Annotated in this window: 22 protein-coding genes; 15 read left to right on the plus strand and 7 right to left on the minus strand. The window is 71.8% G+C overall.

Features of this window, described 5'->3' with window-relative positions:
- Positions 1-33: 33 nt before the first annotated feature.
- From lepB to F6W97_RS20775, 5 genes are all read left to right on the plus strand, one after another.
- Complete coding sequence (gene lepB, locus F6W97_RS20755; protein WP_155372107.1) at positions 34-678, plus strand: signal peptidase I; 645 nt, start codon at positions 34-36, stop codon at positions 676-678.
- Positions 679-731: 53 nt separating this feature from the next.
- Positions 732-1196, plus strand: coding sequence for an NUDIX hydrolase (locus F6W97_RS20760; RefSeq protein WP_155372108.1), 465 nt, complete (start codon positions 732-734; stop codon positions 1194-1196).
- The gene (locus tag F6W97_RS20765) at positions 1190-1894 is read left to right on the plus strand and encodes a ribonuclease HII (RefSeq protein WP_155372109.1); all 705 of its coding nucleotides are present in this window, start codon (positions 1190-1192) and stop codon (positions 1892-1894) included. Before F6W97_RS20760 ends, F6W97_RS20765 begins: the two co-directional genes overlap by 7 nt.
- A gap of 66 nt (positions 1895-1960) precedes the next feature.
- Positions 1961-2278: a DUF2469 domain-containing protein gene (locus F6W97_RS20770; protein WP_020523399.1), complete on the plus strand. Its 318-nt coding sequence runs from the start codon at positions 1961-1963 to the stop codon at positions 2276-2278.
- A 68-nt stretch (positions 2279-2346) separates the two neighbouring features.
- Complete coding sequence (locus tag F6W97_RS20775; RefSeq protein WP_155373001.1) at positions 2347-3096, plus strand: murein hydrolase activator EnvC family protein; 750 nt, start codon at positions 2347-2349, stop codon at positions 3094-3096.
- Positions 3097-3235: 139 nt separating this feature from the next.
- Here the strand turns inward: F6W97_RS20775 and F6W97_RS20780 are convergent, their stop codons facing one another.
- From F6W97_RS20780 to F6W97_RS20795, 4 genes are all read right to left on the minus strand, one after another.
- Complete coding sequence (locus F6W97_RS20780) at positions 3236-4405, minus strand: aminotransferase class V-fold PLP-dependent enzyme (protein ID WP_155372110.1); 1170 nt, start codon at positions 4403-4405, stop codon at positions 3236-3238.
- Between the two features lie 11 nt (positions 4406-4416).
- Positions 4417-5622 (minus strand): DNA-processing protein DprA, encoded by a 1206-nt coding sequence (gene dprA / locus F6W97_RS20785; protein WP_155372111.1) that lies wholly within the window; start codon positions 5620-5622, stop codon positions 4417-4419.
- The gene (locus tag F6W97_RS20790) at positions 5619-7139 is read right to left on the minus strand and encodes a YifB family Mg chelatase-like AAA ATPase (protein ID WP_155372112.1); all 1521 of its coding nucleotides are present in this window, start codon (positions 7137-7139) and stop codon (positions 5619-5621) included. Before F6W97_RS20790 ends, dprA begins: the two co-directional genes overlap by 4 nt.
- A 70-nt stretch (positions 7140-7209) precedes the next feature.
- Positions 7210-7569: a YraN family protein gene (locus F6W97_RS20795; RefSeq protein WP_155372113.1), complete on the minus strand. Its 360-nt coding sequence runs from the start codon at positions 7567-7569 to the stop codon at positions 7210-7212.
- A gap of 161 nt (positions 7570-7730) precedes the next feature.
- Here F6W97_RS20795 and F6W97_RS20800 point away from each other — a divergent pair, with 161 nt between their 5' ends.
- The 8 genes from F6W97_RS20800 (at position 7731) to F6W97_RS20835 (ending at position 16053) form a co-directional block, all read left to right on the plus strand.
- On the plus strand, positions 7731-8609 hold the full coding sequence (locus tag F6W97_RS20800) for a hypothetical protein (RefSeq protein WP_155372114.1): 879 nt from the start codon (positions 7731-7733) through the stop codon (positions 8607-8609).
- Between the two features lie 250 nt (positions 8610-8859).
- Positions 8860-9732 (plus strand): 30S ribosomal protein S2, encoded by an 873-nt coding sequence (rpsB, locus tag F6W97_RS20805; RefSeq protein ID WP_155372115.1) that lies wholly within the window; start codon positions 8860-8862, stop codon positions 9730-9732.
- A gap of 78 nt (positions 9733-9810) precedes the next feature.
- Positions 9811-10638, plus strand: a complete 828-nt coding sequence (tsf, locus tag F6W97_RS20810; protein WP_155372116.1) for a translation elongation factor Ts — start codon at positions 9811-9813, stop codon at positions 10636-10638.
- A gap of 108 nt (positions 10639-10746) precedes the next feature.
- The gene (gene pyrH, locus F6W97_RS20815) at positions 10747-11466 is read left to right on the plus strand and encodes a UMP kinase (protein WP_120318522.1); all 720 of its coding nucleotides are present in this window, start codon (positions 10747-10749) and stop codon (positions 11464-11466) included.
- A 469-nt stretch (positions 11467-11935) separates the two neighbouring features.
- Positions 11936-12493 (plus strand): ribosome recycling factor, encoded by a 558-nt coding sequence (gene frr, locus F6W97_RS20820; RefSeq protein WP_120318523.1) that lies wholly within the window; start codon positions 11936-11938, stop codon positions 12491-12493.
- Complete coding sequence (locus F6W97_RS20825) at positions 12493-13545, plus strand: phosphatidate cytidylyltransferase (protein WP_155372117.1); 1053 nt, start codon at positions 12493-12495, stop codon at positions 13543-13545. The genes frr and F6W97_RS20825 overlap by 1 nt, the downstream gene beginning before the upstream one ends.
- A 108-nt stretch (positions 13546-13653) precedes the next feature.
- Positions 13654-14781: a dual-specificity RNA methyltransferase RlmN gene (gene rlmN / locus F6W97_RS20830; protein ID WP_155372118.1), complete on the plus strand. Its 1128-nt coding sequence runs from the start codon at positions 13654-13656 to the stop codon at positions 14779-14781.
- Between the two features lie 171 nt (positions 14782-14952).
- Positions 14953-16053, plus strand: coding sequence for a DivIVA domain-containing protein (locus tag F6W97_RS20835; RefSeq protein WP_155372119.1), 1101 nt, complete (start codon positions 14953-14955; stop codon positions 16051-16053).
- A 66-nt stretch (positions 16054-16119) separates the two neighbouring features.
- Here the strand turns inward: F6W97_RS20835 and F6W97_RS20840 are convergent, their stop codons facing one another.
- Positions 16120-16341 carry a DUF2631 domain-containing protein gene (locus F6W97_RS20840; RefSeq protein ID WP_230686963.1) on the minus strand — a complete coding sequence of 74 codons (222 nt, stop codon included), beginning with the start codon at positions 16339-16341 and terminating at the stop codon, positions 16120-16122.
- Positions 16342-16545: 204 nt separating this feature from the next.
- Here F6W97_RS20840 and F6W97_RS20845 point away from each other — a divergent pair, with 204 nt between their 5' ends.
- Entirely contained in the window at positions 16546-18120 is a 1575-nt protein-coding gene (locus F6W97_RS20845) for a Rieske 2Fe-2S domain-containing protein (protein ID WP_196279317.1), read from the plus strand.
- Positions 18121-18159: 39 nt separating this feature from the next.
- Here F6W97_RS20845 and F6W97_RS41415 read toward each other — a convergent pair whose 3' ends face one another.
- Positions 18160-18513 (minus strand): hypothetical protein, encoded by a 354-nt coding sequence (locus F6W97_RS41415; RefSeq protein WP_155372122.1) that lies wholly within the window; start codon positions 18511-18513, stop codon positions 18160-18162.
- A gap of 320 nt (positions 18514-18833) precedes the next feature.
- Here F6W97_RS41415 and F6W97_RS20855 point away from each other — a divergent pair, with 320 nt between their 5' ends.
- Entirely contained in the window at positions 18834-20024 is a 1191-nt protein-coding gene (locus tag F6W97_RS20855; protein WP_155372123.1) for a S8 family peptidase, read from the plus strand.
- A gap of 173 nt (positions 20025-20197) precedes the next feature.
- On the opposite strand, the gene F6W97_RS20860 is transcribed toward F6W97_RS20855, so the two are convergent.
- Complete coding sequence (locus tag F6W97_RS20860; protein WP_155372124.1) at positions 20198-22675, minus strand: GcvT family protein; 2478 nt, start codon at positions 22673-22675, stop codon at positions 20198-20200.
- Between the last annotated feature and the right edge of the window lie 107 nt (positions 22676-22782).

The raw sequence follows: 22782 nt of genomic DNA on the forward strand, positions 1-22782 counted from the left end.
ACCGGCGGCGCGTACGCCGCGTAGGCTCCGCGCATGATCGACGACGAGAAGAAGAAGCCGCGCGGCGGCCGGGGATCCTTCTGGAAAGAACTGCCGGTCCTGCTGGTGGTGGCCCTCGTCGTCGCCCTGCTGGTGCGGCAGTTCGTGGTGCAGACCTTCTGGATCCCCACCGGCTCGATGGAGCAGACGCTGCTCGTCGACAACCGGGTGCTGGTCAACAAGCTCGCCTTCGAGTTCGGCGAGCCGGCGCGGGGCGAGATCGTCGTCTTCGAGGCCCCGCTGACCTGGCGCAGCTCGGTCGAGCAGGAGGACTTCATCAAGCGGATCATCGGGGTGCCCGGCGACCACGTGGTCTGCTGCGACGCGCAGGGCCGGATCACGGTCAACGGCCAGCCGCTGGACGAGCCGTACGTCTTCCCGGGCAACAAGATGGCTCCGCAGAAGTTCGACATCACCGTGCCCCCCGGCCGGGTGTGGGTGATGGGCGACCACCGCGAGGCGTCCGCCGACTCGCTGGCCAACTACAACGGCCACAACCAGGACATCATGCAGGCGACGATCCCGATCGAGGCGCTGGTCGGGCGGGCCTTCGTGCTGTTCTGGCCGTTCGACCGGGCCACCTGGCTGACCGTGCCGGAGACCTTCGACGCCGTGCCGGGGTCGCCGCCGGCCGCGTGAGGCTGCCGCGCCCGGCGTGTGCCGGGGCGGCCGCACGAATTAGGCTGCATCTCATGCAGGTGGAGCGCCGGTCGAGGCGGGCCGGACGGGTGCTGTTGGTGGACGCCGCCGGACGCGTGCTGCTGTTCCGCGGCAGCGACCCCCGCAACCCCGGCGTGCAGTACTGGTTCACCCCCGGCGGCGGCCTCGACGACGGCGAGACGACCGCGCAGGCGGCGGCCCGCGAGCTGTACGAGGAGACGGGCCTGGCCGTGCCCCTGGCCGAGCTTGGCCCCGCGGTGCACTCGGAGGTCGCGCTGTTCTCGTTCGACGGCGTCGCCTACCGCCAGGAGCAGGACTTCTATCTGGTACGGGTGCCGGCCTGGCACGTCGACACCAGCGGCTTCGACGAGGTCGAGCGCCAATGGGTGCACGGCCATCACTGGTGGGGCGTGCCGGAGCTGCGCGACACCGCTGAGATGATCTACCCGGCCGATCTGGTCGCGGTGCTCGACGGCGCGGGGGTCGGCCGGTGCTGAGCCCGTCGCGCCCGGTGCTGCGCGTGGACGGCGGCGTCTACGCCCTGGAGCGCGCGCTGCAGCGCCGTGGCTTCGCGGTGGTGGCCGGAGCCGACGAGGCGGGCCGTGGCGCCTGTGCGGGGCCGCTGGTGGCCGCGGCGGTGGTGCTGCCCGACGCCAAGCGCGCCGAGATCGAGGGCCTGACCGATTCGAAGCTGCTCACCGCGGCGACCCGCGACCGGTACTTCGACATCGTGCAGGCGACCGCGGTGGCGTACGCGGTGGTGGTCATCGGGCCCGACGAGATCGACGCGCGCGGGCTGCACGTGTGCAACGTGGCCGCGATGCGGCGGGCGCTGGCCGCGCTGACGACCCGCCCGGCGTACGTGCTGACCGACGGCTTCCCCGTGGACGGCCTCGGCGTGCCGAATCTCGCGGTGTGGAAGGGCGACCAGGTCGCGGCCTGTGTCGCCGCCGCCAGCGTGCTGGCGAAGGTGTCGCGCGACCGGATCATGACACAGCTCGATATGGTGTATCCACAGTACGGCTTCGCGCTGCACAAGGGGTACAGCACCGCCGAGCACCAGGCGGCGCTGGAGGAGCACGGGCCAAGCCCGGTGCACCGCCGTTCGTACCAGAACGTGGCACGGGCCGAGCGGGGTCGAAACGGGCAACGCGGGGTGGCCGAGCTGACGGCGTCGACCGGCCTCCGTGGCTAAACGCGCGCCGCTGGGCGCGGCGCGGTACGGTTCATCGGCAGGATGTGGGCCGCAGGAGGGCGAACGATGAGCGCAGAGGATCTCGAGAAGTACGAGACCGACATGGAGCTGCAGCTCTACCGGGAGTATCGCGACATCGTGCGCCAATTCTCCTACGTGGTGGAGACGGAGCGTCGGTTCTACCTGGCCAACCAGGTTGACCTGCACGTGCGCAACTCCGACGGAGAGGTCTACTTCGAGGTCGAGATGCACGATGCCTGGGTCTGGGACATGTACCGTCCCGCCCGGTTCGTGAAGAATGTCCGAGTGATGACCTTCAAGGACGTCAACGTCGAGGAGCTCGAGAAGCCCGACATCTCGCTGCCCACCGAGGGCGGATTCTGACCGTCTCGCCCTAGCACAACGGGCAGGTGATCGGGTGGTTGTCCACAACCGCCCGGTTGTCCACAGGTGTGCCCCGGCGTCCGTCGCGAGGCTGGGCCGCCGTCGGGCACGCTGCCGCCGTGACAAAGCACCTCGCGCCCGCCGCGGCGCTCCTGCTGATCATCAGCGTCTCCCTGCCGGTCCCTGCCGCACAGTCTCCGTCGGCAGCTGGCGTTCTCGCCGCACAGAGCGCCGCGTACCTGAACCTGACGCACCCGAGCCTGGCGACCAGGCTGCGGGCTGCGGCCGGGTGGCGGTGGCCGCTGGCCGGCACGCCGCACCTGGTCCGCCGATTCGACCCCCCGCCGCAGCCGTGGCTGCCGGGCCATCGCGGCGTCGACCTGGCGGCGTCACCGGGCATGCCGGTGCTGGCCGCGGGCGGCGGGACCGTCGTCTACGCGGGCGTGCTCGCCGGACGCGGCGTCGTCAGCGTCGACCATCCGAGCGGCCTGCGCACCACCTACGAACCCGTGGAACCGCTGGTCTCCGCCGGTGACATGGTTGCCGCAGGGACCGTGCTCGGGTTGCTGACCGCCGGGCATCCCGGCTGCGCCGCCTCCGCGTGCCTGCACTGGGGGCTGCGGCGAGGCGCGGTCTACCTCGACCCGCTGGCCGTGCTCGGGCTGGCCCGCGTCCGCCTGCTGCCCGGCGGCGCCTCACCCCGCACCGGCCGCCGAACCCCGACCCGCCGGCCCCGCCTGGGCCACCCTGCGCGCCGTGCCCTGAAGCGCCGCCGACCCGGCCCGCGCGAGTCCGGAGATGCGGCCGGAGCCGCCTGAGGTCCGGAGATGCGGCCGGAGCGGCCTCAAGATCGCTATTTGTGGTCAAAACCTGCGGTTGGACCCGAGGTTTTGACCACAAACGGCGATCTTGGCGGCGCAAGCGACCCGCGAGCGCCGCGGGCGGCTGCGCGGCGGGTCAGTGGCGGAGGAGGGCGGGGAGGCCTGCGGCGAGGCGGTCGTAGTCGGCGGCGGTGTTGTAGATCTGGGCGCTGATGCGGAGGAAGGCGTGATCGCGCCACCACATGACATTGGGCTCGACCCCGAGTTCGACGCTGATCCGGGTGCGCAGCGCGGCCGTTTCGGTGATGTCGCGGACCGCTCCCGCGGGCAGCGGGAGCAGCCGCATCGGCACCTCCGGGCCGGGGTCGGGCAGCGTTGCCGGGTCCAGGCCCAGGGCCTGCCCGATCACCCGCTGGCCGTACGCGGCGAGCGCGACGTTGTGCCGCTGGATCGCCTCGAAGCCGAACCGGTCGAACAGGGCCAGCCCGGCCGGCGCGGCGAGCCAGGGGCTGTGGTCCAGGGTGCCCTGCTGCTCCAGGAACAGCGGGTAGCCGTCGGGCTGGGAGTGCGACACCACCAGCGGCACCATCCGGTCCCGCCAGTCCGGGGCGACCTGGAGCAGCGCCGTACCCGGCGGCGCGAACGCCCACTTGTGCAGGTTGCCCACCCAGAAGTCCGCGGTCAGGCCCGCCACCGGGCGGTCCAGCATGCCGGGCGCGTGCGCGCCGTCGACCAGCAGCGGCACCCCCTGCTCGCGCAGCGCGGCGGCGATCGTGTGCACCGGGTGCCGCTGCGCGGTGGCGGAGGACACCTGGTCGACGATCACGAGCCGGGTGCGCGGGCCGACCCGGTCCAGCACCGCGGCGACGGTGTCGGCCTCGGACGCGCCCAACTCGACCGGCGCGGTCACCACGCGTACCCCGCGCCGCCGGTGCTGGTCGTCGACGGCCAGCTCGACGGCGTGGTAGCCGTGGTCGGTGACCACGATCTCGTCGCCCTCACCCGCCGCGACCGCCGCCAGCACCAGCGCGGTGCCGGTGGTCGCGTTCGCGACGAACGCGCTGCCCGCAGGGTCCGCCCCGCAGAACGCGGCCGAGGCGCCGCGCGCCGCGGCCACCCGCTCCCACAGGCCTGCGGTGACGAAGCGGGTGGGATTGGCGTCATGCTCGTCGATCAACCGTTGCCGGGCCGCGCGCACGGGCACGGGGACCGCGCCGAACGAGCCGTGATTGAGGTGCGCGACCGCCGGGTCGAGCGCGAACAGGTCGCGGGCGCCGTCCAGCGGGGCCGGGGGATCACCGATCATGTACCCGGAGTCTAGGGCTTGTGCCGGGCCGGCAGGGGCCTGGCGTAACCACCGCCGTGCTCGCGCAGATGGCCACGCAGGGCCAGGGACGGCAGCACTGCCAGCGCGGCGCGCAGCGACACCCCGGCGTCGGCGGCGATCTGCTCGGCGTAGGCCCCGCCGCGCCGCGGCACCGCGTCCACGAGCTGCTGCTCCACCGGCTCCAGCGCGTCGGTCGGCCGGGACGCGCCGCGGGGCACGGGGGCCAGCTCGCCGATCCCGCCGACCTCCTCCAGCACCTGCTCCACCGTGGCGATCAGCCGCACCGGCTCGTGCGGCTCGCGGCGCAGCTCCTCGTGGCAGCCGACGGACGCCTGCGAGGTGATCGGCCCCGGCACCGCCATCGCGGCCCGGCGCAGTTGACGTGCCCGGCGCAGGGTCTGCCGTGCCCCGCTGCGCGCGGCCGCCTCCACCAGCAAGGTGCCCCGCGACAGCGCGGCGATGACCCGGTTGCGCACCAGGAAGCGCAATTTGAACGGCGCGGTGCCCGGCGGCCACTCGCTGATGAGCAGACCCTCCTCGGCGATCTGGTCGAACAGCGCCGTGTTGCTCAGCGGGTACGGCCGGTCCACGCCGCAGGCCAGCACCGCCACGGTGAGCCCGCCCGCGGACAGCGCGGCCCGGTGCGCGATCGCGTCGATGCCGTACGCGCCGCCGGACACCACCGTCCAGCCCCGGTCGGCCAGCCCGTAGCCCAGCTCGGTCGCCGCGTACTGGCCGTAGAGGGTGTTGGCGCGGGCCCCGACCATGGACACGGAACGCTCGACCGCGTCGTCGAGCCGGTGCGGCCCGCGCAGCCACAGGCACTGCGGCGGATACGTGTCACGGTCGACCGGGTTCGGGCCGTCGACGCTGATGTGCCGCAGCTCGGCCAGCCGGGACGGCCACTCGCCGGACTCGGGCGTGACCACCCGTACGCCCAGCCGGTCGGCGCGCTCCCGCAACCGGGCGGCGAACTCCGCGGGCGCTCGGCCATGCAGGCGCAGCGCCGCCGCCTCGGCCAGCGGCCCGCTCTCGTGGCCCGCGGCTAGCCGGTCCAGCGCCTCGACCGGCCCGTACGCGGCGACCAGCTCGTGCAGGCGGCGGCTGCCCGGCTCGACCAGGCTGCCGAGCACCAGGCGGGCGTCGCCGACCGACTGCTCGTCGGCGGAGTCGGTGGGGATGTCGACGATGTTCACGGCTTGCCTCCGTCACGCAGGGAAAGGGCGATGTTGATCTCGGCTTTGCCGGGCCGGTCCAGGCCCGCCAGGTCGCCGAGCGTCCAGGCGAGGCGCAGCACCTTGTCGTGGCCGCGGGCGGACATTGCTCCGGTGTCCAGCCGCCGGCGCAGCTCCTGGGTCACGTCGTCGGGCAGCCGCCAGCGGCGCTGCCGCAGCACGGTGCCGGGCACCTCGCCGTTGCACCGCGCGCCCAGCTCGGCCCAGCGCGCGGCGGCGGTGTCCCGCGCCACGGCCACCCGCCCGGCCACCACCTGCGACGACTCGCGCGTCGTCGCGTCGGTGAACAGATGGGCCGCCTTCAGCGGCGGCAGCTCCAGCTGGATGTCGATGCGGTCCAGCAGCGGCCCGGAGATGCGTCCCAGGTAGCGTCGCCGCACCTGCGGCGTGCAGGCGCACGCGGCGTCGCCGGTCGGCCGGGCGCACGGGCACGGGTTGGCCGCCAGCACCACCTGCACCTGCGCCGGGTACACCACCACCCCGCGCGAGCGGCCCAGCGTCACGACCCCGTCCTCCAACGGCTGGCGCAGCGTGTCCAGCGCCTGCCGCGCGAACTCGGGAGCCTCGTCGAGGAACAGCACACCCCGGTGGGCCAGCGACAGCGCGCCCGGCCGGGCCAGCCCGCTGCCGCCACCCACCAGCGCCGGCACCGACGCGGTGTGATGAGGAGCCTGGTACGGCGGCCGGCGCAGCAGCGGCTCGCCCGGCGCGAGCGCCCCGGCGATCGAGTGCAGCGCGGTGACCTCCAGCGAGGCCGCGTCGTCCAGCAGCGGCAGCAGCGACGGCAGACGCTGCGCCAGCATGGTCTTACCCGCGCCCGGCGGACCGAACAGCGCCAGGTGGTGCCCGCCCGCGGCGGCGACCTCCAGGCCGAGCCGGCCCGTCTCCTGGCCTGCGACGTCGGCCAGGTCCGGCTCCGGCCCACCAGCCTGGGGCAGCGCGTCCGGCGGCTCGATCAGGGCGCACTCGCCCCGCAGGAAGCCGATCACCCGGCCCAGCCGGTCCGCGGCCAGCACCCGCATCCCGGGCACGAGCGCCGCCTCGGCGGCGTTGCCGACCGGCACGATCGCTCTGGCGATGCCCTGGCGTGCGGCGGCGGCCACCATCGGCAGCACCCCGCGCACCGGCCGCACCGAGCCGTCCAGCCCCAGCTCGCCCAGCACCACCACGTCGTCGAGCCCGGCCAGGGGGAGGGTGCCCGTGCCGCCGAGCACCGCCAAGGCGATGGGGAGATCGAAGGCAGATCCCCGTTTGCGCAAGTCCGCGGGATCGAGGTTGACGGAGATGCGGCGCTGCGGCCACGGCTCACCGGAGTTGACGACGGCCGCGCGCACCCGCTCGCGGGCCTCGTTGAGCGCGGTGTCGGGCAGGCCCGTCAGCACCATCACCGGCAGTCCCGCCGCCAGGTCGGCCTCGACCCGCACGAGCTGCCCGGTGACCCCTTCCAGGGCCGCGCACAGCACCATCGCATAGCTCATCGCGAACCTCCGCTTCGCTGCGGATCCCGATGAGCTCCGTGGCTGCCGGTTCGCTCGCTGCGCTCGCTCATCAGAATGCGCCGCGGATGTGGTCGACGACCGGGTCGGCCCCGTGCCGGGCGTACACGCCGACCACGTCGAAACGGACCTCGGCGGGGCGCACGCCGCTGACGGCCAGCCACTGCGCCGCCAGTTGCCGCAGCCGCCGGACCTTGGCTCGGGCGACCGCCTCGGCGGGTGTGCCGTATGTCGCACCGCGGCGGGTCTTCACCTCGCAGAACACCACCGTGTCGCCGTCGCGCGCAACGATGTCGATCTCCCCGGCGGCGCCGCGCCAGTTCCGGTCGAGCAGCACCATGCCCGCGGCCAGCAGATGGGCCGCGGCCAGGCGTTCTCCCCAGGCGCCGAGGGCCTGTGTCACCTTCGTCATGAGCGCCGAGCCAACCCGTGGACGGGCCGGATGGCCACGGCGGCAAGGGGGTCGGCTGTGGATGGTGGGGTGCTTGTGGATATACGCCTGATCATGTGGTTGATCTGTTAAAGCGGCGGCTCGTTGGCGCGAAGATGAAATCTGCTCTACGGTGGGCGGCCGTGGACGGACATGACGACTTCGCCGACTGGCCGAGCCCTTTTCGCGAGCAGCAGCGCGGCGGCCGGGACGACCGGCGCGCACCGGACCAGTACGCATACGACTTCGACGGGGAGTCCCGGGTGCCGGCACCCCGTTCCGGCGACAGCCGCTACGCCTCGCTGGCCGATCTGAGCGCCGGCCCCGGTCCCGGTGGCGGCCGCGACGACCGTGACTGGGACCGTGGCGGTGACCGGTACCAGGCCCCGGCCGACCCGGACTTCGCCCCCCGCGGGCAGCGCTCCGGGCAGGCGCTGCCGCCCGCCGACCCGGATTTCGCCCCGCGCGGGTCGCGGTCGGGCGCGCCCATGCCGCCGCCGGACTCCGATTTCGCGCCGCCGCCGAGCCGCCGGCCGGCCGAGCCGATGCCCGACATCGACTTCGCCCCCCGCAGCCCGCGTGAGCGCGGACCGGTGTCGCCGCCCGCGCTCGCGGGCCCGCCGACGGGCCACCCGGACCCGATCCAGCAGCCGAACCCGATCCAGCAGCCGACCTCGACCGTCGACGCGGCCGCGGTGCGCCGTTCGGTGGCCGAGTCCGACGGGCTGTACCGCAGCAAGCGGCCGGCGCTGCTGGTGGCGTTCTGGGCACTTGCCGGGCTCGGCGAGTTGCTGATGGTGCGCCCGCTGTTGGCGGGCCTGTTCAAGACCCAGGCCGGTCTGGCGCTGGCCCCGCTGCTGGCGATGACCGCCTTCCCGTTCCTCGCGCTCGGCCTGTACGCCCTGACCACGGGCGCGGCCACCGCGGTGCAGTTCCAGGGCCCGCGGGTCTGGCTGCGTACGCCGCTGGCCTACCTGCTGGTGGGCGCGGTGCTGATGCTGGCCGCGGCCACCGCCGCGTAGCGGTATGCGTTGGCGGTGTCCCGGGCGCTGGTGACCCGGGACACCGCGTACACTTGGGTATCGCGACCACTCCACGTGGTCGACTTCGCGCGCCCTCCCGCCTTTAGACAGGCAGGGCGGCGGCCTCCCTGGTCCCCGTTCGCGGGGTTCCACCATGGCCGACGATCGGGCGCCAGGCGGCAGCCACCGGCTGCCGGTTCAACCAGGGAAAGCGCGGGCCCTGGCCCGTGCCGAGAAGATAGGCCTACACATGGCTGTAGTCAGCATGCGCCAGTTGCTGGAGAGCGGCGTTCACTTCGGGCACCAGACCCGTCGCTGGAACCCGAAGATGAAGCGCTTCATCTTCACCGAGCGCAACGGCATCTACATCATCGACCTGCGCCAGACGCTCGACTACATCGAGAAGGCGTACGCGTTCGTCCGCAACACCGTCGCCGAGGGCGGCACCGTGCTGTTCGTCGGCACGAAGAAGCAGGCCCAGGAGGCGGTTGCCGAGCAGGCCGCGCGCGTGGGCATGCCCTACGTCAACCACCGCTGGCTGGGCGGCATGCTCACCAACTTCCAGACGGTGTACAAGCGCCTGCAGCGGATGAAGGAGCTGGAGTCGATCGACCTGACCGGCACCGCCGCGGGGTACACCAAGAAGGAGACCCTGCAGCTGTCGCGGGAGAAGACGAAGCTCACCAAGACCCTCGGCGGTCTGCGGGACATGACCAAGCTGCCGTCGGCGGTCTGGATCGTGGACACCAAGAAGGAGCACATCGCCGTCGACGAGGCCCGCAAGCTGGGCATCCCGGTGATCGCGATCCTGGACACCAACTGCGACCCGGACGAGGTCGACTTCCCGATCCCGGGCAACGACGACGCGATCCGCTCGGCCGAGCTGCTGACCAAGGTCATCGCGACCGCGGTGGCCGACGGTCTCATCGCCCGCTCGGGCAAGGCCGCTCGTGGCGGCGACGTGAAGCCGGAGCCCGGCACCGTCGCGGCCGACGAGCCGATGGCCGAGTGGGAGCAGGAGCTGCTGGCCGGAGACAAGGCGGCCGCCCCGGTCGCTGAGGCCGCCCCGGCCGCCGAGGCTGCCGCGCCGACCGAGACCGCTCCCGACGCCGCCGCTGAGTGACCCGCTGTCACACGGTGCGGGTCCCCGACCCGCACCGTGTGATACGACTTGCGAAGTCTTCTACCAAAGAGGGAACTGATGTCCACTATTTCCGCTGCAGACGTCAAGCGGCTCCGTGAGCTGACCGGCTCCGGCATGATGGACTGCAAGAAGGCGCTCGAGGAGGCCGAGGGCGACTTCGACAAGGCCGTGGAGATCCTGCGCGTCAAGGGCGCCAAGGATGTCGGCAAGCGTGCCGGCCGCTCCACTGCCAACGGTCTGGTCGCGCACAAGGGCAACGCCCTGCTCGAGCTGAACTGTGAGACCGACTTCGTCGCCAAGAACGACGCCTTCGTCGCGCTGGCCGACCAGCTGGTCGCCCACGTCGCCGAGAACAAGCCGGCCGACGTGGACGCGCTGCTCGCGTCGAAGCTCGGTGACGGCACGGTCGCCGACCTGATGCAGGAGCAGTCCGCCAAGATCGGCGAGAAGCTGGTCATCGGCCGCTTCGCCGTGCTCGAGGGCCCCGTCGCGGTGTACATGCACCGCAAGAGCGCCGACCTGCCGCCGCAGGTGGGCGTGGCCGTGCAGTACACCGGCAAGGCCGACGAGGCCGGCGCCGACGACGCCCGCTCGGTCGCGATGCAGATCGCGGCCATGCGGCCGAAGTTCGTCACCCGTGACGAGGTGCCGGCCGAGGTCGTCGAGTCCGAGCGCCGCATCGCCGAGCAGACCGCTCGCGAGGAGGGCAAGCCCGAGGCCGCCCTGCCGAAGATCATCGAGGGCCGGGTGAACTCGTTCTTCAAGGACTTCGTCCTGATCGAGCAGCCGTCGGTCACCGACCAGAAGAAGACGGTGAAGCAGGTGCTGGCCGAGGCCGGTATCGAGGTCACCCGCTTCGCGCGGTTCGAGGTCGGCCAGGCCTGAGCCGCCCCGAGCGGAACGCACTAAGGAGGGAGGTCGCTGGTGGCAGCCAACGGCCTCCCTTTTCCATACCGTCCGCGGGGTCGCCGACGGTGAGACGAAAGGTCGCTGATGTCCGGACACCAGTTCAATCGGGTCGTGCTGAAGCTCTCCGGCGAGGTCTTCGGCGGTGGTGAGGTAGGCGTCGATCCGGACGTCGTGGCCGGAGTGGCCCGCCAGATCGCCACCGTGGTGCGCCGCGGCGTGCAGGTCGCCGTGGTCGTCGGCGGGGGCAACTTCTTCCGCGGCGCCGAGCTGCAGAAGCGCGGCATGGACCGCGCCCGCGCCGATTACATGGGCATGCTCGGCACGGTGATGAACTGCCTGGCGCTGCAGGACTTCCTGGAGAAGGAGGGCATCGAGACGCGGGTGCAGACCGCGATCACGATGGCCCAGGTCGCCGAGCAGTACATCCCGCTGCGCGCCATCCGGCACCTGGAGAAGGGCCGCGTGGTGATCTTCGGTGGCGGCGCCGGCATGCCGTACTTCACCACCGACACCGTCTCCGCCCAGCGAGCGCTGGAGATCCACGCCGACGTGGTGCTGATGAGCAAGAACGGCGTGGACGCGGTCTACACGGCGGACCCGCGTACCAATCCCGACGCGGTCCGGATCGACCAGATCACGTTCAGCGAGGTGCTGCGGCAGAACATCCGGGTGGCCGACGCCGCCGCGTTCAGCCTCTGCGCCGACAACGGCCTGCCGATGCTGGTCTTCGGCGCCGAGGGCGACGACACCATCGTCCGCGCCGTCAGCGGCGACAAGATCGGCACCCTGATCACCGCCTCCTGACCCACCACCCGCCCCCACCCCCGGCCCCACCGGCCCCGGCCCCACGGGCCCCGGCCCCGCCGGCCTCGGCCCCGCCGCAACTCTTAAGAACATGCGGCGAAGGGCTGGTCCGGTAGGCGCGACTCGTTGAGAGTTGCGCCGGGTGGGGGGCGGGTGAGGGCCGGAGGGCCGGTTGGGCGGGTTCGGACGGGTGGGGTGGGACGCCTCGCGCAGGGACGGACGTGACGGGCGGTACCCTATGGCCGCGTGGCGGACGGGTTCCGGGCGTGGAGACGGTGCGCGGCTGCGGACACGTCCACGCGGGCTCGGACGTGATGCGAGCATCAGGCCGCCGTCAGGCGGATGATCGAAGACAGAGCACAGCACGGAGTCAGTGCCCGGCGACCAGGTGGGGCCGCGGGACGGGGCCTACCGGCCACCGCGCCGCCACCGGGTCGGACGCGGCACACGATCAGAGACGGAGAAGCCCGTGATCGACGACACGCTCCTCGAAGCAGAGGAGAAGATGGACCGGGCGGTCGAGCACGCGAAGGAGGAGCTCGCGGCGATCCGGACCGGCCGTGCCAGCGCGGCGATGTTCTCCAAGATCGTTATCGACTACTACGGCACGCCCACCCCGCTGCCGCAGATGGCGTCGATCGGCGTGCCCGAGCCGCGCATGGTGATCATCAAGCCGTACGACACGTCCCAGCTGGGCGCCATGGAGCGCGCCATCCGCGACTCGGACCTGGGGGTCAACCCGGGCAACGAGGGCACCCAGCTGCGCATCCTCGTGCCGCCGATGACCGAGGAGCGCCGCCGCGACATGACCAAGGTCGCGCGGAGCAAGGGCGAGGACGCCAAGGTCGCCGTACGCAACGTGCGCCGCAAGGGCAAGGAGGAGCTCGACCGCATCGTCAAGGACGGTGAGGCGGGCGAGGACGACGGACGCCGGGCGGAGAAGGAGCTCGACGACCTGACCGCCAAGTACGTGGCGCAGATCGACGAGCTCATCAAGCACAAGGAAGTCGAGCTGCTCGAAGTCTGATGAGCGAGCCATACGACGCGGACCCTCGCCGGTCCGGCGCGTCCCGGGCGCGGCAGCCCTACGATGCCGCGCCCGACGCGTATAACGACCCCTCCGACCTGCCTGCCGACGAGCCGCGGGGCACCCGCCGCCGGGCCGGGGGCGCGCGCCACGGCGACGGCGCCGACCAGCCGGATGAGCAGATCGAGCACCACGGCGCCGCCGCGGGCGCCGACGAGCCCGCCGAGCCCGCGAAGGGCTACGGCCGGGCGGGTCGCAACGTGCCCGTCTCCATCCTGGTCGCGGTCGGCCTGCTCCTGGTCATCCTGACGCCGCTGTTCTTCTTCAAGCCGCTGTTCCTGGTGATCCTCGTGGCCGCGGCCGGCCTGGGCACCTGGGAGATGGCGCGGGCGCTGCGCACCTCCGGGGCGCGGCCGCCGCTGATCCCGCTGCTCGGCGGCGGCGTGGCGATGATGTGCCTGGCCTGGTTCTCCGGTGTCGACGCGCTGAGCATCGGCCTGCTGATCACGGTGCTGGCCACCATGGTGTGGCGGATGGGCGACGGCCCGGCGGGCTATCAGCGGGACATGGGCGCGGCCGCGCTGATCATGGTGTACGTCCCGTTCCTGCTCGGCTTCGCCGCTCCGCTGACCACGCCCGACGACGGGCAGTGGCGGATCGTGGCGACGCTGGCCGCGGTCGTGCTCTCCGACACCGGCGGGTTCGTGTCCGGCGTGCTGTTCGGCAAGCACCCGATGGCCCCGACGATCAGCCCGAAGAAGTCCTGGGAGGGCTTCGCCGGCTCGATCATCGCCACCGGCGCGGGCAGTGCGGCGATCCTGTGGGCGCTGCTGGACGTGGCGCCCTGGAAGGGCGTGCTGTTCGGCATGGTGGTGTCCGTGGCGGCGGTGCTCGGCGACCTCGCCGAGTCGCTGCTGAAACGCGACCTCGGCATCAAGGACATGAGCAACATCCTGCCGGGCCACGGCGGCATCATGGATCGACTCGACTCGATCGTTTTCGCCGTGCCGACGGCGTACCTGTTGCTGTCCGTGCTCGCGCCGCCCGCGTGAGGTGAGACACAGCGGGCGGCACAGGCAGGCGTGGCACGACCCCGAGCAGCACTGTTGGCACCATCGAGGGCTGTCGCCCTCGGGCGAACGTGGGACACTGGACCAGTCATGACGAGCCTTCCGCTGATTTCCGTTACCGATGGTGACGGCGCGACCGCGCGCCGCTCCTCCATGCCCCCGCGACACCTCGCCGACCTGGATCTCGCCGGTCGGCGCAGTGCCGTGTCCGACCTCGGTGAGCAGGCCTTCCGGGCCACCCAGCTGTCGACGCACTACTTCGGGCGGCTGGAGCGCGACCCGGCCGGCATGACCGACATCCCGGCCGCCGCACGCGAGCGCCTGACCGAGCAGCTGCTGCCGAAACTGCTGACCCCGGTCCGCGAGCTGTCCTGCGACGACGGCGACACGCGCAAGGCGCTGTGGCGGCTGCACGACGGCGCCATGGTCGAGAGCGTGCTGATGGGCTACGGCGACCGGGTCACCGTGTGCATCTCCAGCCAGGCCGGCTGCGGCATGGCGTGCCCGTTCTGCGCCACCGGCCAGGCGGGGCTGACCCGCAACCTGTCCACCGCGGAGATCGTCGACCAGGTGGTGTATCTCGCCGGGGTCGCCCAGTCGGGCGTCATGGGCGGCGAGCCGCGCCGGCTGAGCAACGTGGTCTTCATGGGCATGGGCGAGCCGCTGGCCAACTACAACCGGGTCATCGCCGCGGTGCGCCGCCTGACCAGCCCGGCGCCGGAGGGCCTGGGACTGTCGCAGCGGCACGTCACGGTCTCCACGGTGGGTCTGGTCCCCGCGATGCGCAAGCTCGCCGAGGAAGACCTCTCCGTGACTCTTGCGCTCTCGCTGCACGCGCCCGATGATGACCTTCGCGACGAACTCGTGCCGGTGAACCAGCGGTGGAAGGTCGCCGAAGTGCTCGACGCCGCGTGGGCGTATGCCGCCCGCACGGGACGCCGGGTCAGTATCGAGTACGCCATGATCAGGGACGTGAACGACCAGCCGTGGCGGGCCGACCTGCTGGGTCGCCTGCTGGCGGGGCGGCTGGCGCACGTCAATCTCATCCCGCTCAACCCCACGCCCGGCAGCAAGTGGGACGCCAGTCCCAAGCCGGTCGAGCGGGAGTTCGTCCGGAGGTTGCGCGCGGCCGGAGTGGCCACTACGGTGCGTGACACCCGGGGGCGCGAGATTGACGGCGCATGTGGACAGTTGGCTGCGAGCGAGGTTGAGGGATGAGCGAGCGCTGCGAGCGACTCATGGGACCTTTCTTCATGGCTGCGTGCGAGCGCGGCGAGGAGAAGGCATGAGCGGGCGCTGCGAGCGAATCATGAAACCTTCGACTCATGGCTGCGTGCGAGCGCAGCGAGGAGAAGACATGAGCGGCAATAACAGGATTGAGGTTCGGTCGTGAGCTCGCATGGTCAGCGGTTCCGCCGCCGGGCGGTCCGTCGCGGTTACAAGGTCGACGAGGTGGACACCTTCCTCGACCGGGTGGAGGCGACGCTCAACGGCGCCCCGGTCGGTCCTGAGGTGAGGTCGCAGGAGGTCCGGGACGTCGTGTTCCGGGTGCGCTTCGGCGGATACGACGAGTGGCAGGTCGACCTGCACCTCGACCGCGTGGAGCGCCAGCTCGCCGAGCTGGAGGAGCGCCCGGCCGCGCCGGGTCGCGGCGCCGAGCTGCGCGCCGGGCTGGGCGGTCCGACGCCGGCCCCCGCCCCCGCGCCGGACCGGATGGGCCCGCCGCCCCCGCCCCTGCCGACCCGCACCCCGGCCGCCAACGCGCCGACCGGCGCCCTGCCGCGCTACGAGCCGCGTTTCGACGAGCAACCCTCGTACGCGGGCCAGAGCTCGATGGGCCCCGGTCCGGACCGCCAGCAGGCTCCTGAGCGCCAGCAGGCGCCCGCGGTGCCGCCCGGCCCGCAGGGCAGCTTCGACGGCTTCGGCGGTGGCCACGGCCGCTCCGACATGACCAGTGAGATCCGGATGGAGCGGCCGCAGCCGCCGCGGATGCCGGAGCCGCCGCGCAACGAGCCGCCGCGCGTCGACCCGTACGGGCCGAGCAGCGGTTTCGGTTCGGTGACGGCGCAGCAGCCGGTGTACGGCGGCGCGCCGCAGCGCGGCGGTTACGACAACGACGCCACGAACACGTTCGGTGCGGTGCCCCCGGCCTCGGCCAACCCGTCCACGTACGGTGGCGGCGGCGGTTTCGCGCCGCCCCCGCCCCCGCCTCCGGCTGCCCCCGCCGGCCCGGCCTACACGGGCGAGCTGGCCCGGGTGGACCAGCTGCGGCGGACGTTCCAGCTGCGCCGGTTCGGCAGCGGCTACGACCCGCAGCAGGTCGACCGGCTCTTCGAGAACGTGCTGGGCTCGCTGTCCGGCCGCACCGGCGGCACGGTCAACGAGGGCGAGCTCGACGCGGGCCGCCTCAACCTGGTGCCCGGCGGCTACTACGAGGCCGAGGTCGAGCAGGCGCTGCGCGAGGTGCGCGACATCGTCGGCCGGCGCTGACCGGCGAAAGCACGAAGGCCCCGGCCGCAGCCCTGCGAAGGGCGCGGCCGGGGCCTTTTTACCAGGTCAGTCGCGCAGGCCGTTGCGGCGCAGCACGATGTCGATGATCATGATCGCGGCGAGGACGCCGGCGGTGCCGAGCAGCCAGAGGGTCTCGACGTTGCCCTCGTGGTTGCCGAACAGCATCAGCAGCAGCATGACGATCACCACGGTCCCGGCGATCCGGGCGGCCTTCACCGGGGTGGGAGCGTGCTGGTCGGGCGAGGTTACCGGCTCTTCTGCGGCCACGATCAGGTCCTTCTCTCTCGACTCCAGGCCTCCGCCGACGGCGCGCGTCGCGGTGGCGGCAATACAGTCTGGCATGTCGTGATCGAGAGCCCGGGGGGAGTCCGGCATCCCACAGCCGAGGTGGCGGTGGGCGGGCCCACCGGAGCGCTCAGGTAGCGTCTACCAGGTCGGCTTACGCGGCGAGAAGGGAAACGGGCAGTGCGGATCACCGGTACGGGACACGCCAGCATGCGCATCGATACGGCGGCGGGTTCGATCCTGTGCGACCCGTGGGTGAACCCGGCGTATTTCGCCTCGTGGTTCCCGTTCCCGGACAACTCGCAGCTGGACTGGGAGCACCTGGGCGACGTCGACTACCTGTACGTCTCGCACCTGCACCGGGACCACTTCGACGCGGCGCACCTCAAGCGCTTCGTGTCGAAGAAGGCGACCGTGCTGCTGCCGGAGTATCCGACTTCGCAGCTGGAGGACGAGCTGCGGGAGCTGGGCTTCACGAAGTTCTTCAAGACGGTGTCGGACGAGGTGCACGAGCTCGACGGCGGCCTGAAGATCATGATCCAGGCGCTGATCTCGCCGACCGACGGCCCGATCGGCGACTCGTCGCTGTGGGTCGAGCACGACGGCGTCCGGGTGCTCAACCAGAACGACGCCCGCCCCACCGACCTGATCCGCTTCACCGAGCTGGGCCACGTGCACGCGCACATGCTGCAGTTCTCGGGGGCGATCTGGTATCCGATGGTGTACGAGCTGCCGCAGTCGGCGAAGACGGCGTTCGGCAAGCAGAAGCGCGAGCGGCAGTACGACCGCACCTGGCGCTACATCGACGACCTGAAGGCGTCGTACGTGTTCCCGATCGCCGGTCCGCCGTGTTTCCTCGACGACGAGTTGTGGCAGTTCAACGACATCCACGGCGACGAGGGCAACATCTTCCCGGACCAGTCGGACTTCGTGCGGGAGTACGCGAAGGTCGGCGGGAACAACGGGGTGGTGCTGCTGCCGGGTTCGGTGTCGACGCTGACCGAGCAGACCTGCGACACGACACACCCGGTGCCGGACGTGGAGGAGTTCTTCGCGCGCAAGGAGGAGCACCTCAAGGCGTACCAGGAGCGGCAGCGGACGGTCATCGAGCGGGAGAAGGCGTCCTGGTCGCACCCGGAGATCGACGTGCTGGCCGGCATGAAGGCCCGCATCGAGCCGCTGCTGGACGAGTCGGTGCGGCTGGCGCAGGGCGTGGGCGGCCCGGTGCGCTTCGACCTGACCGACCCCGCCGGTGAGCTGGTCGAGTCGATCCTGGTGGACTTCCCGAACAAGGAGGTCCGGATCGCCGCCGACGAGAAGGTGCGTTACCGGTTCAAGACCGAGCGACGGCTGATCGAGCACCTGCTGCACATCGACGAGGGCGACTGGGTCAACTCGCTGTTCCTGTCCTGCCGCTTCTCCGCGGCGCGGATCGGGCAGTACAACGAGTTCGTTTACGCGTTCTTCAAGTGCCTGTCCGAGGAGCGCCTGCAGTACGCGGAGGGCTGGTACGAGTCGCAGCGGCCCGACGCCGAGGACATCACCGTGGGCGACTGGTCGTTCCAGCGCCGCTGCCCGCACCTGAAGGCCGACCTGACCCGCTTCGGCATCGTCGAGGGCGACCAGCTCACCTGCCAGTTGCACGGCTGGAAGTGGAACCTCAAGACCGGCCGCTGCCTGACCAGCGTCGGCCACGAGATCCGCGCCGAGCCCGCCGGTCAGTCGGCGCCCGCGGCGGAGCAGCCCGCCCCGGCCGCCTGACCGCCCCTGGGCCGCCCGGCGGGCGCCGAGCCCCGGCGCTCAGGGGTGCTCGCCCCTGAGCCTGGCGGCGTCCGCGTGGGCAGCGGCCACGATCTTCAACGCCTCCTTGCGGGCCTCCGCGAGGTGGTCGTCAGCCTGCTCCTCGGCCAGCCGCAGGATCTGCTGCACCCGGGTGCCGAGGCCGTCCAGCCCCGGCCGCGTGTCCGAGCGGATCCCCGCGGGACCGGGCAGCAGGTCCGCGCCGCTCCCGGGCCCCGCGAGCGTGAGCAGCAGGCCCGCGCCCAGCAGGCCGACCCCGACCCAGAGCGCGACCCCGCCGGCGTGCACGCCGACCAGCGTGCCGGTGCCCAGCCAGGCGAACGCGGTGGACCACCGCTGCGCTGTCGTCTGCATCCCGTACCTCCCCCGAGTCACCGCCATGAAAGCCGATGCGGTCAAGGCCGAGCCCGACCGTCACCGCGCCTCAGCCCGGCCCGTTGGCGTTTATGCAGGTCGAACCGGGGTTGATGGGTGCGGTGGCCCGGCAGGTGGGGCGGACGCCGGGTCGGGGAGAGGTGTCCAACCTTCCCAGTGAATAGCAAGACAGCGATAAATATAAGTCTTCAAATATTCATTTCCGCTGTATACGTTCCTCCAAAACAGTTCCGGCGGGTCCTGCCACGCGCTACGAGCCAGTGCCGCGGACCGCCGGCCTGACAGGGGAGGAACCAACCATGAAACGTGCCCGCACGTTCGTGCTGGGTGTCGCGGTGGTGCTGGCCGGTGCCACCGCCCTGCCCGCGGCAGCCGCGGCAGCGCCCCCGGAGGCCGCTGTGCTCGCGGTCAGCGGGGAGGTCGTGGCCGACAGCTACCTCGTGGTGCTCAAGCCCGGCACGGACGTCTCCGCCGCGACCGGACTGGCCGGCCGGCACGGCGCGAGCCTGCGCAAGACGTTCCGGGCGGGCCTGAAGGGCTTCTCGTTCAGCGGCAGCGCCCTGGCCGCCCGCCGCATCGCCGCCGACCCGGCCGTGGCCTACGTGCAGCCCAACATGATCCACCGGGCCAGCGCCACGCAGTCGCCCGCGACCTGGGGCATCGACCGCATCGACCAGCGCAACCTGCCGCTGAGCAACTCCTACACCTACTCCAACACCGCGTCGTCGGTGCGGGCGTACATCATCGACACGGGCATCCGGTTCGCGCACGGCGAGTTCGGCGGGCGGGCCGTCTCCGGCTTCGACGCCATCGACGGCGGCACGGCCGACGACGGCAACGGGCACGGCACCCACGTCGCCGGCACCGTCGGCGGGACCACGTACGGCGTGGCCAAGGGCGTGACCCTGGTCGCGGTGCGGGTGCTGGACGCCGAGGGCAGCGGCACCACCGAGCAGGTCGTCGCGGGCATCGACTGGGTGACCGCCGACCACGACCCGGGCGAGCCCGCGGTCGCCAACATGAGCCTCGGTGGCAGCGCGGACACGGTGCTGGACAACGCGGTGAAGGCGTCGATCGCGGACGGCGTCTCGTACGCCATCGCGGCGGGCAACGGCATCCTGGGCATCTTCGCCGCCAACGCCTGCAACTACTCGCCCGCCCGGGTCCCCGAGGCGATCACGGTGTCGGCGACGCAGAGCAACGACAGCAAGGTCTCCTGGGCCAACCGGGGCACCTGTGTCGACATCTTCGCCCCCGGCGTGAACATCACCTCGTCGTGGTTCACCAACGACACGGCCACCAACACCATCAGCGGCACCTCGATGGCCACCCCGCACGTGGCCGGGGCTGTCGCGCTGTACCTGCAGAACAACCCGGGCGCGACCCCGGCCCAGGTGCAGTCGGCGCTGATCGCCAACGCCACCACGGGCGTCGTCGGCTCCCCGGGCAGCGGCTCCCCGAACCGCCTCCTCTACACCGCCAACTTCTGACCGCACCGCCCCACGCTCCGGCGGGGTTCTCAGACCCCCGAACCCCGCCGGGCACCGGCAGGGCGTGTCGAGGGGGCCCGCCTTGCAACGACGTTGGCCTATCTGGATGAAGAATCGTGGATCCAGCTCATCCAGATAGGCCAACGTCTATAACAAGCAGATTCGAGCGCGCGTCACATCTTGATGCGCTCGTTCTTCGGGTCGTAGAGGGGTCGCAGGGAGGCTGTGGCGGGGTACACCCGCTCGGCGATCTCCACGGTCCACGTGCCCGCGTCGATCCACGCCTGGTCCAGCGGCACGTCCCCGGCGTCGATCATCGCGAGCCCGACCGCCCCGCCGAGGGTGTGCCCGTACGACGCGGCCCGGATGTACCCCACCGGCATCCCGTCGCGCCGCACCACCTCGGCGTGGAACATCATCGCGTCCGGGTCGGTGACCAGGATCTGCAGCAGGCGGCGGCGCAGCGGCCCCTCGGCCTTCTTCGCCAGCACCGCCTCCCGCCCGATGAAGCCGCCTGGCTTGTCCAGCGCCACCGCGAACCCGAGCCCCGCCTCCAGCACCGAGTCGGTGTTGTCGATGTCGTGGCCGTAGTCCCGGTAGCCCTTCTCCATCCGCAGGCTAGACAGCGCCTTGAGACCGGCGTGCCGCAGCCCCAGCGGCCGCCCGGCCTCGACCAGCCGGTCGTACGCGTGCACCGCCTGCTCGGCCGGGACATACAGCTCGTAGCCCAGCTCGCCCAGGTAGGTGATCCGGATGCACAGCGCGCGGGCGAACCCCAGGCCGATCTCCCGGGCGGTCCGGAAGCCGAACGCCTCGTTCGACATGTCCGCCGTGGTCACCGCCGACAGCAGCTCCCGCGACCGCGGCCCCTGGATGTTGATCTGGGCGTACGCCCCGGTCATGTCGGTGGCGAACGCGTGCGCCCCGGTCGCCTCGAAGTGCCGGCGCAGCCGCGTCTCGACATGCCGGTGGGCGGTGTCGGAGGCGACCACCCAGAACCGGTCGTCGGCCAGCTTGGTGACGGTCAGGTCCGCCTCCAGCGTGCCGCCCTCGTTCAGCCACTGGGTGTACGTGATCATGCCCGGTTCGCCGTCGACCCGGTTCGCGCTCAGCCGCTCCAGCGCCGCCCCCGCGTCCCGCCCCTGCACCAGGAACTTCGCCATGAACGACATGTCCATGAGGATCACGCCCTCGCGGGCGGCCTGGTGCTCCTCGGCCCAGTTGCCGAACCAGTTCTGCCGCCCCCAGGACAGCTTGGCGACCTTCGGCTCCTGGCCCTCGGGGGCGTACCAGTCGGGGCTCTCCCAGCCGCTGACGTCCTTGAAGTAGCCGCGCTGGGCGCGCAGCCGCTCGTGGATCGGGGAGAGCTTGGCGTCGCGGGCGGTCTCCATGGACTTGCCCGGGTAGTGCGGCGCGTAGACCATGCCCAGCGACTCCACGGTGCGGGTCGCCCGGTAGGCCGGGTTGCTCTGGTACGTGTGCAGCCGGTCGATGTTCATGCCGGTCACGTCGATGTCGGGGCGGCCGTTGAGGATCCAGTGCGCCATGGCCCGGCCGATGCCGCCGCCGGTCAGGATGCCGATCGAGTTCAGGCCCGCCGCCACGAAGTAGTTCTTCAGCTCCGGGGCCTCGCCCACGATCGGGGCCAGGTCGGGGGTGAAGCTCTCCGGGCCGCAGAAGAACTTGCGCACGCCGACCTCGGTGGAGATCGGGATGCGGGCCATCGCCTTCTCCAGGTAGGGGGCCATGCGGTCCCAGTCCGGGGGCAGCTCGCCGAAGGAGAACGTGTCCGGGATGCCCTCGACCTTCCACGGCGCGCACAGCGCCTCGAACAGGCCGATCATGAGACCGGCCCCCTCCTCGCGGAAGTAGCCGTACGACGACGGGTCCTCCAGCACCGGCAGGTCGCCGTGCATGCCGTCGATGGGCTCGGTGATCAGGTAGTAGTGCTCGGCGGCCTGCAGCGGGATGTTCACGCCGGCCTTCTCGCCGAGCTGGCGGGCCCACATGCCCGCGCAGTTGACCACGAACTCGGCCTCGATGTCGCCGTAGGGGGTGCGCACGCCGGTGACGGTGTTGCCCTGCTTCAGGACGCCGGTGGCGGGGACGTTCTCGATGATGCGTACGCCCTGCATCCGGGCGCCCTTGGCCAGCGACATGGTGACGTCGACCGGGTTGGCCCGGCCGTCCTCGGCCACGTAGAACCCGGCCAGCACGTCGTCGACGTTCGCGAGTGGGAACAGCCCCTTGACCTCGCCGGGGGAGACCTCGTGCACGTCCACGCCGCACAGCCGGTTGAACGCCGACACGCGCCGGTACTCCTCCAGCCGGTCCGCGTCCGTGGCGACCTGCACGAACCCGACCTGCTTCAGCCCGGTGGCCAGGCCCGTCTCGGCCTCCAGCCGGCTGTACAGGTCACGGGTGTACTTGCGCAGCTCGGTCGACGTCTCCGACATCGAGCCGAAGGTGACCATGAGCCCGGCGGCGTGCCAGGTGGTGCCGGAGGTGAGCTTGTCCCGCTCCAGCAGCACCACGTCCTTGCAGCCCATATGCGCCAGGTGGTACGCGATGGAGGTGCCGATGATGCCGCCCCCGACGACCACCACGCGCGCACGCTCGGGCAACTGCGGACCGGATGTGTCACTCGTCATAGCGCGCCACCCTACCTTCCTGACCCGTCAATCAGTGAACCGCCGCCCGCCCGACCCTCCACCTGCCGCAACTCTTAAAGATTCGCGGCCTCCCGAGCGCTCTGAGC

This window comes from Catellatospora vulcania, assembly GCF_009720385.1.
GTDB classification, from domain to species: Bacteria; Actinomycetota; Actinomycetes; order Mycobacteriales; family Micromonosporaceae; genus Catellatospora; species Catellatospora vulcania.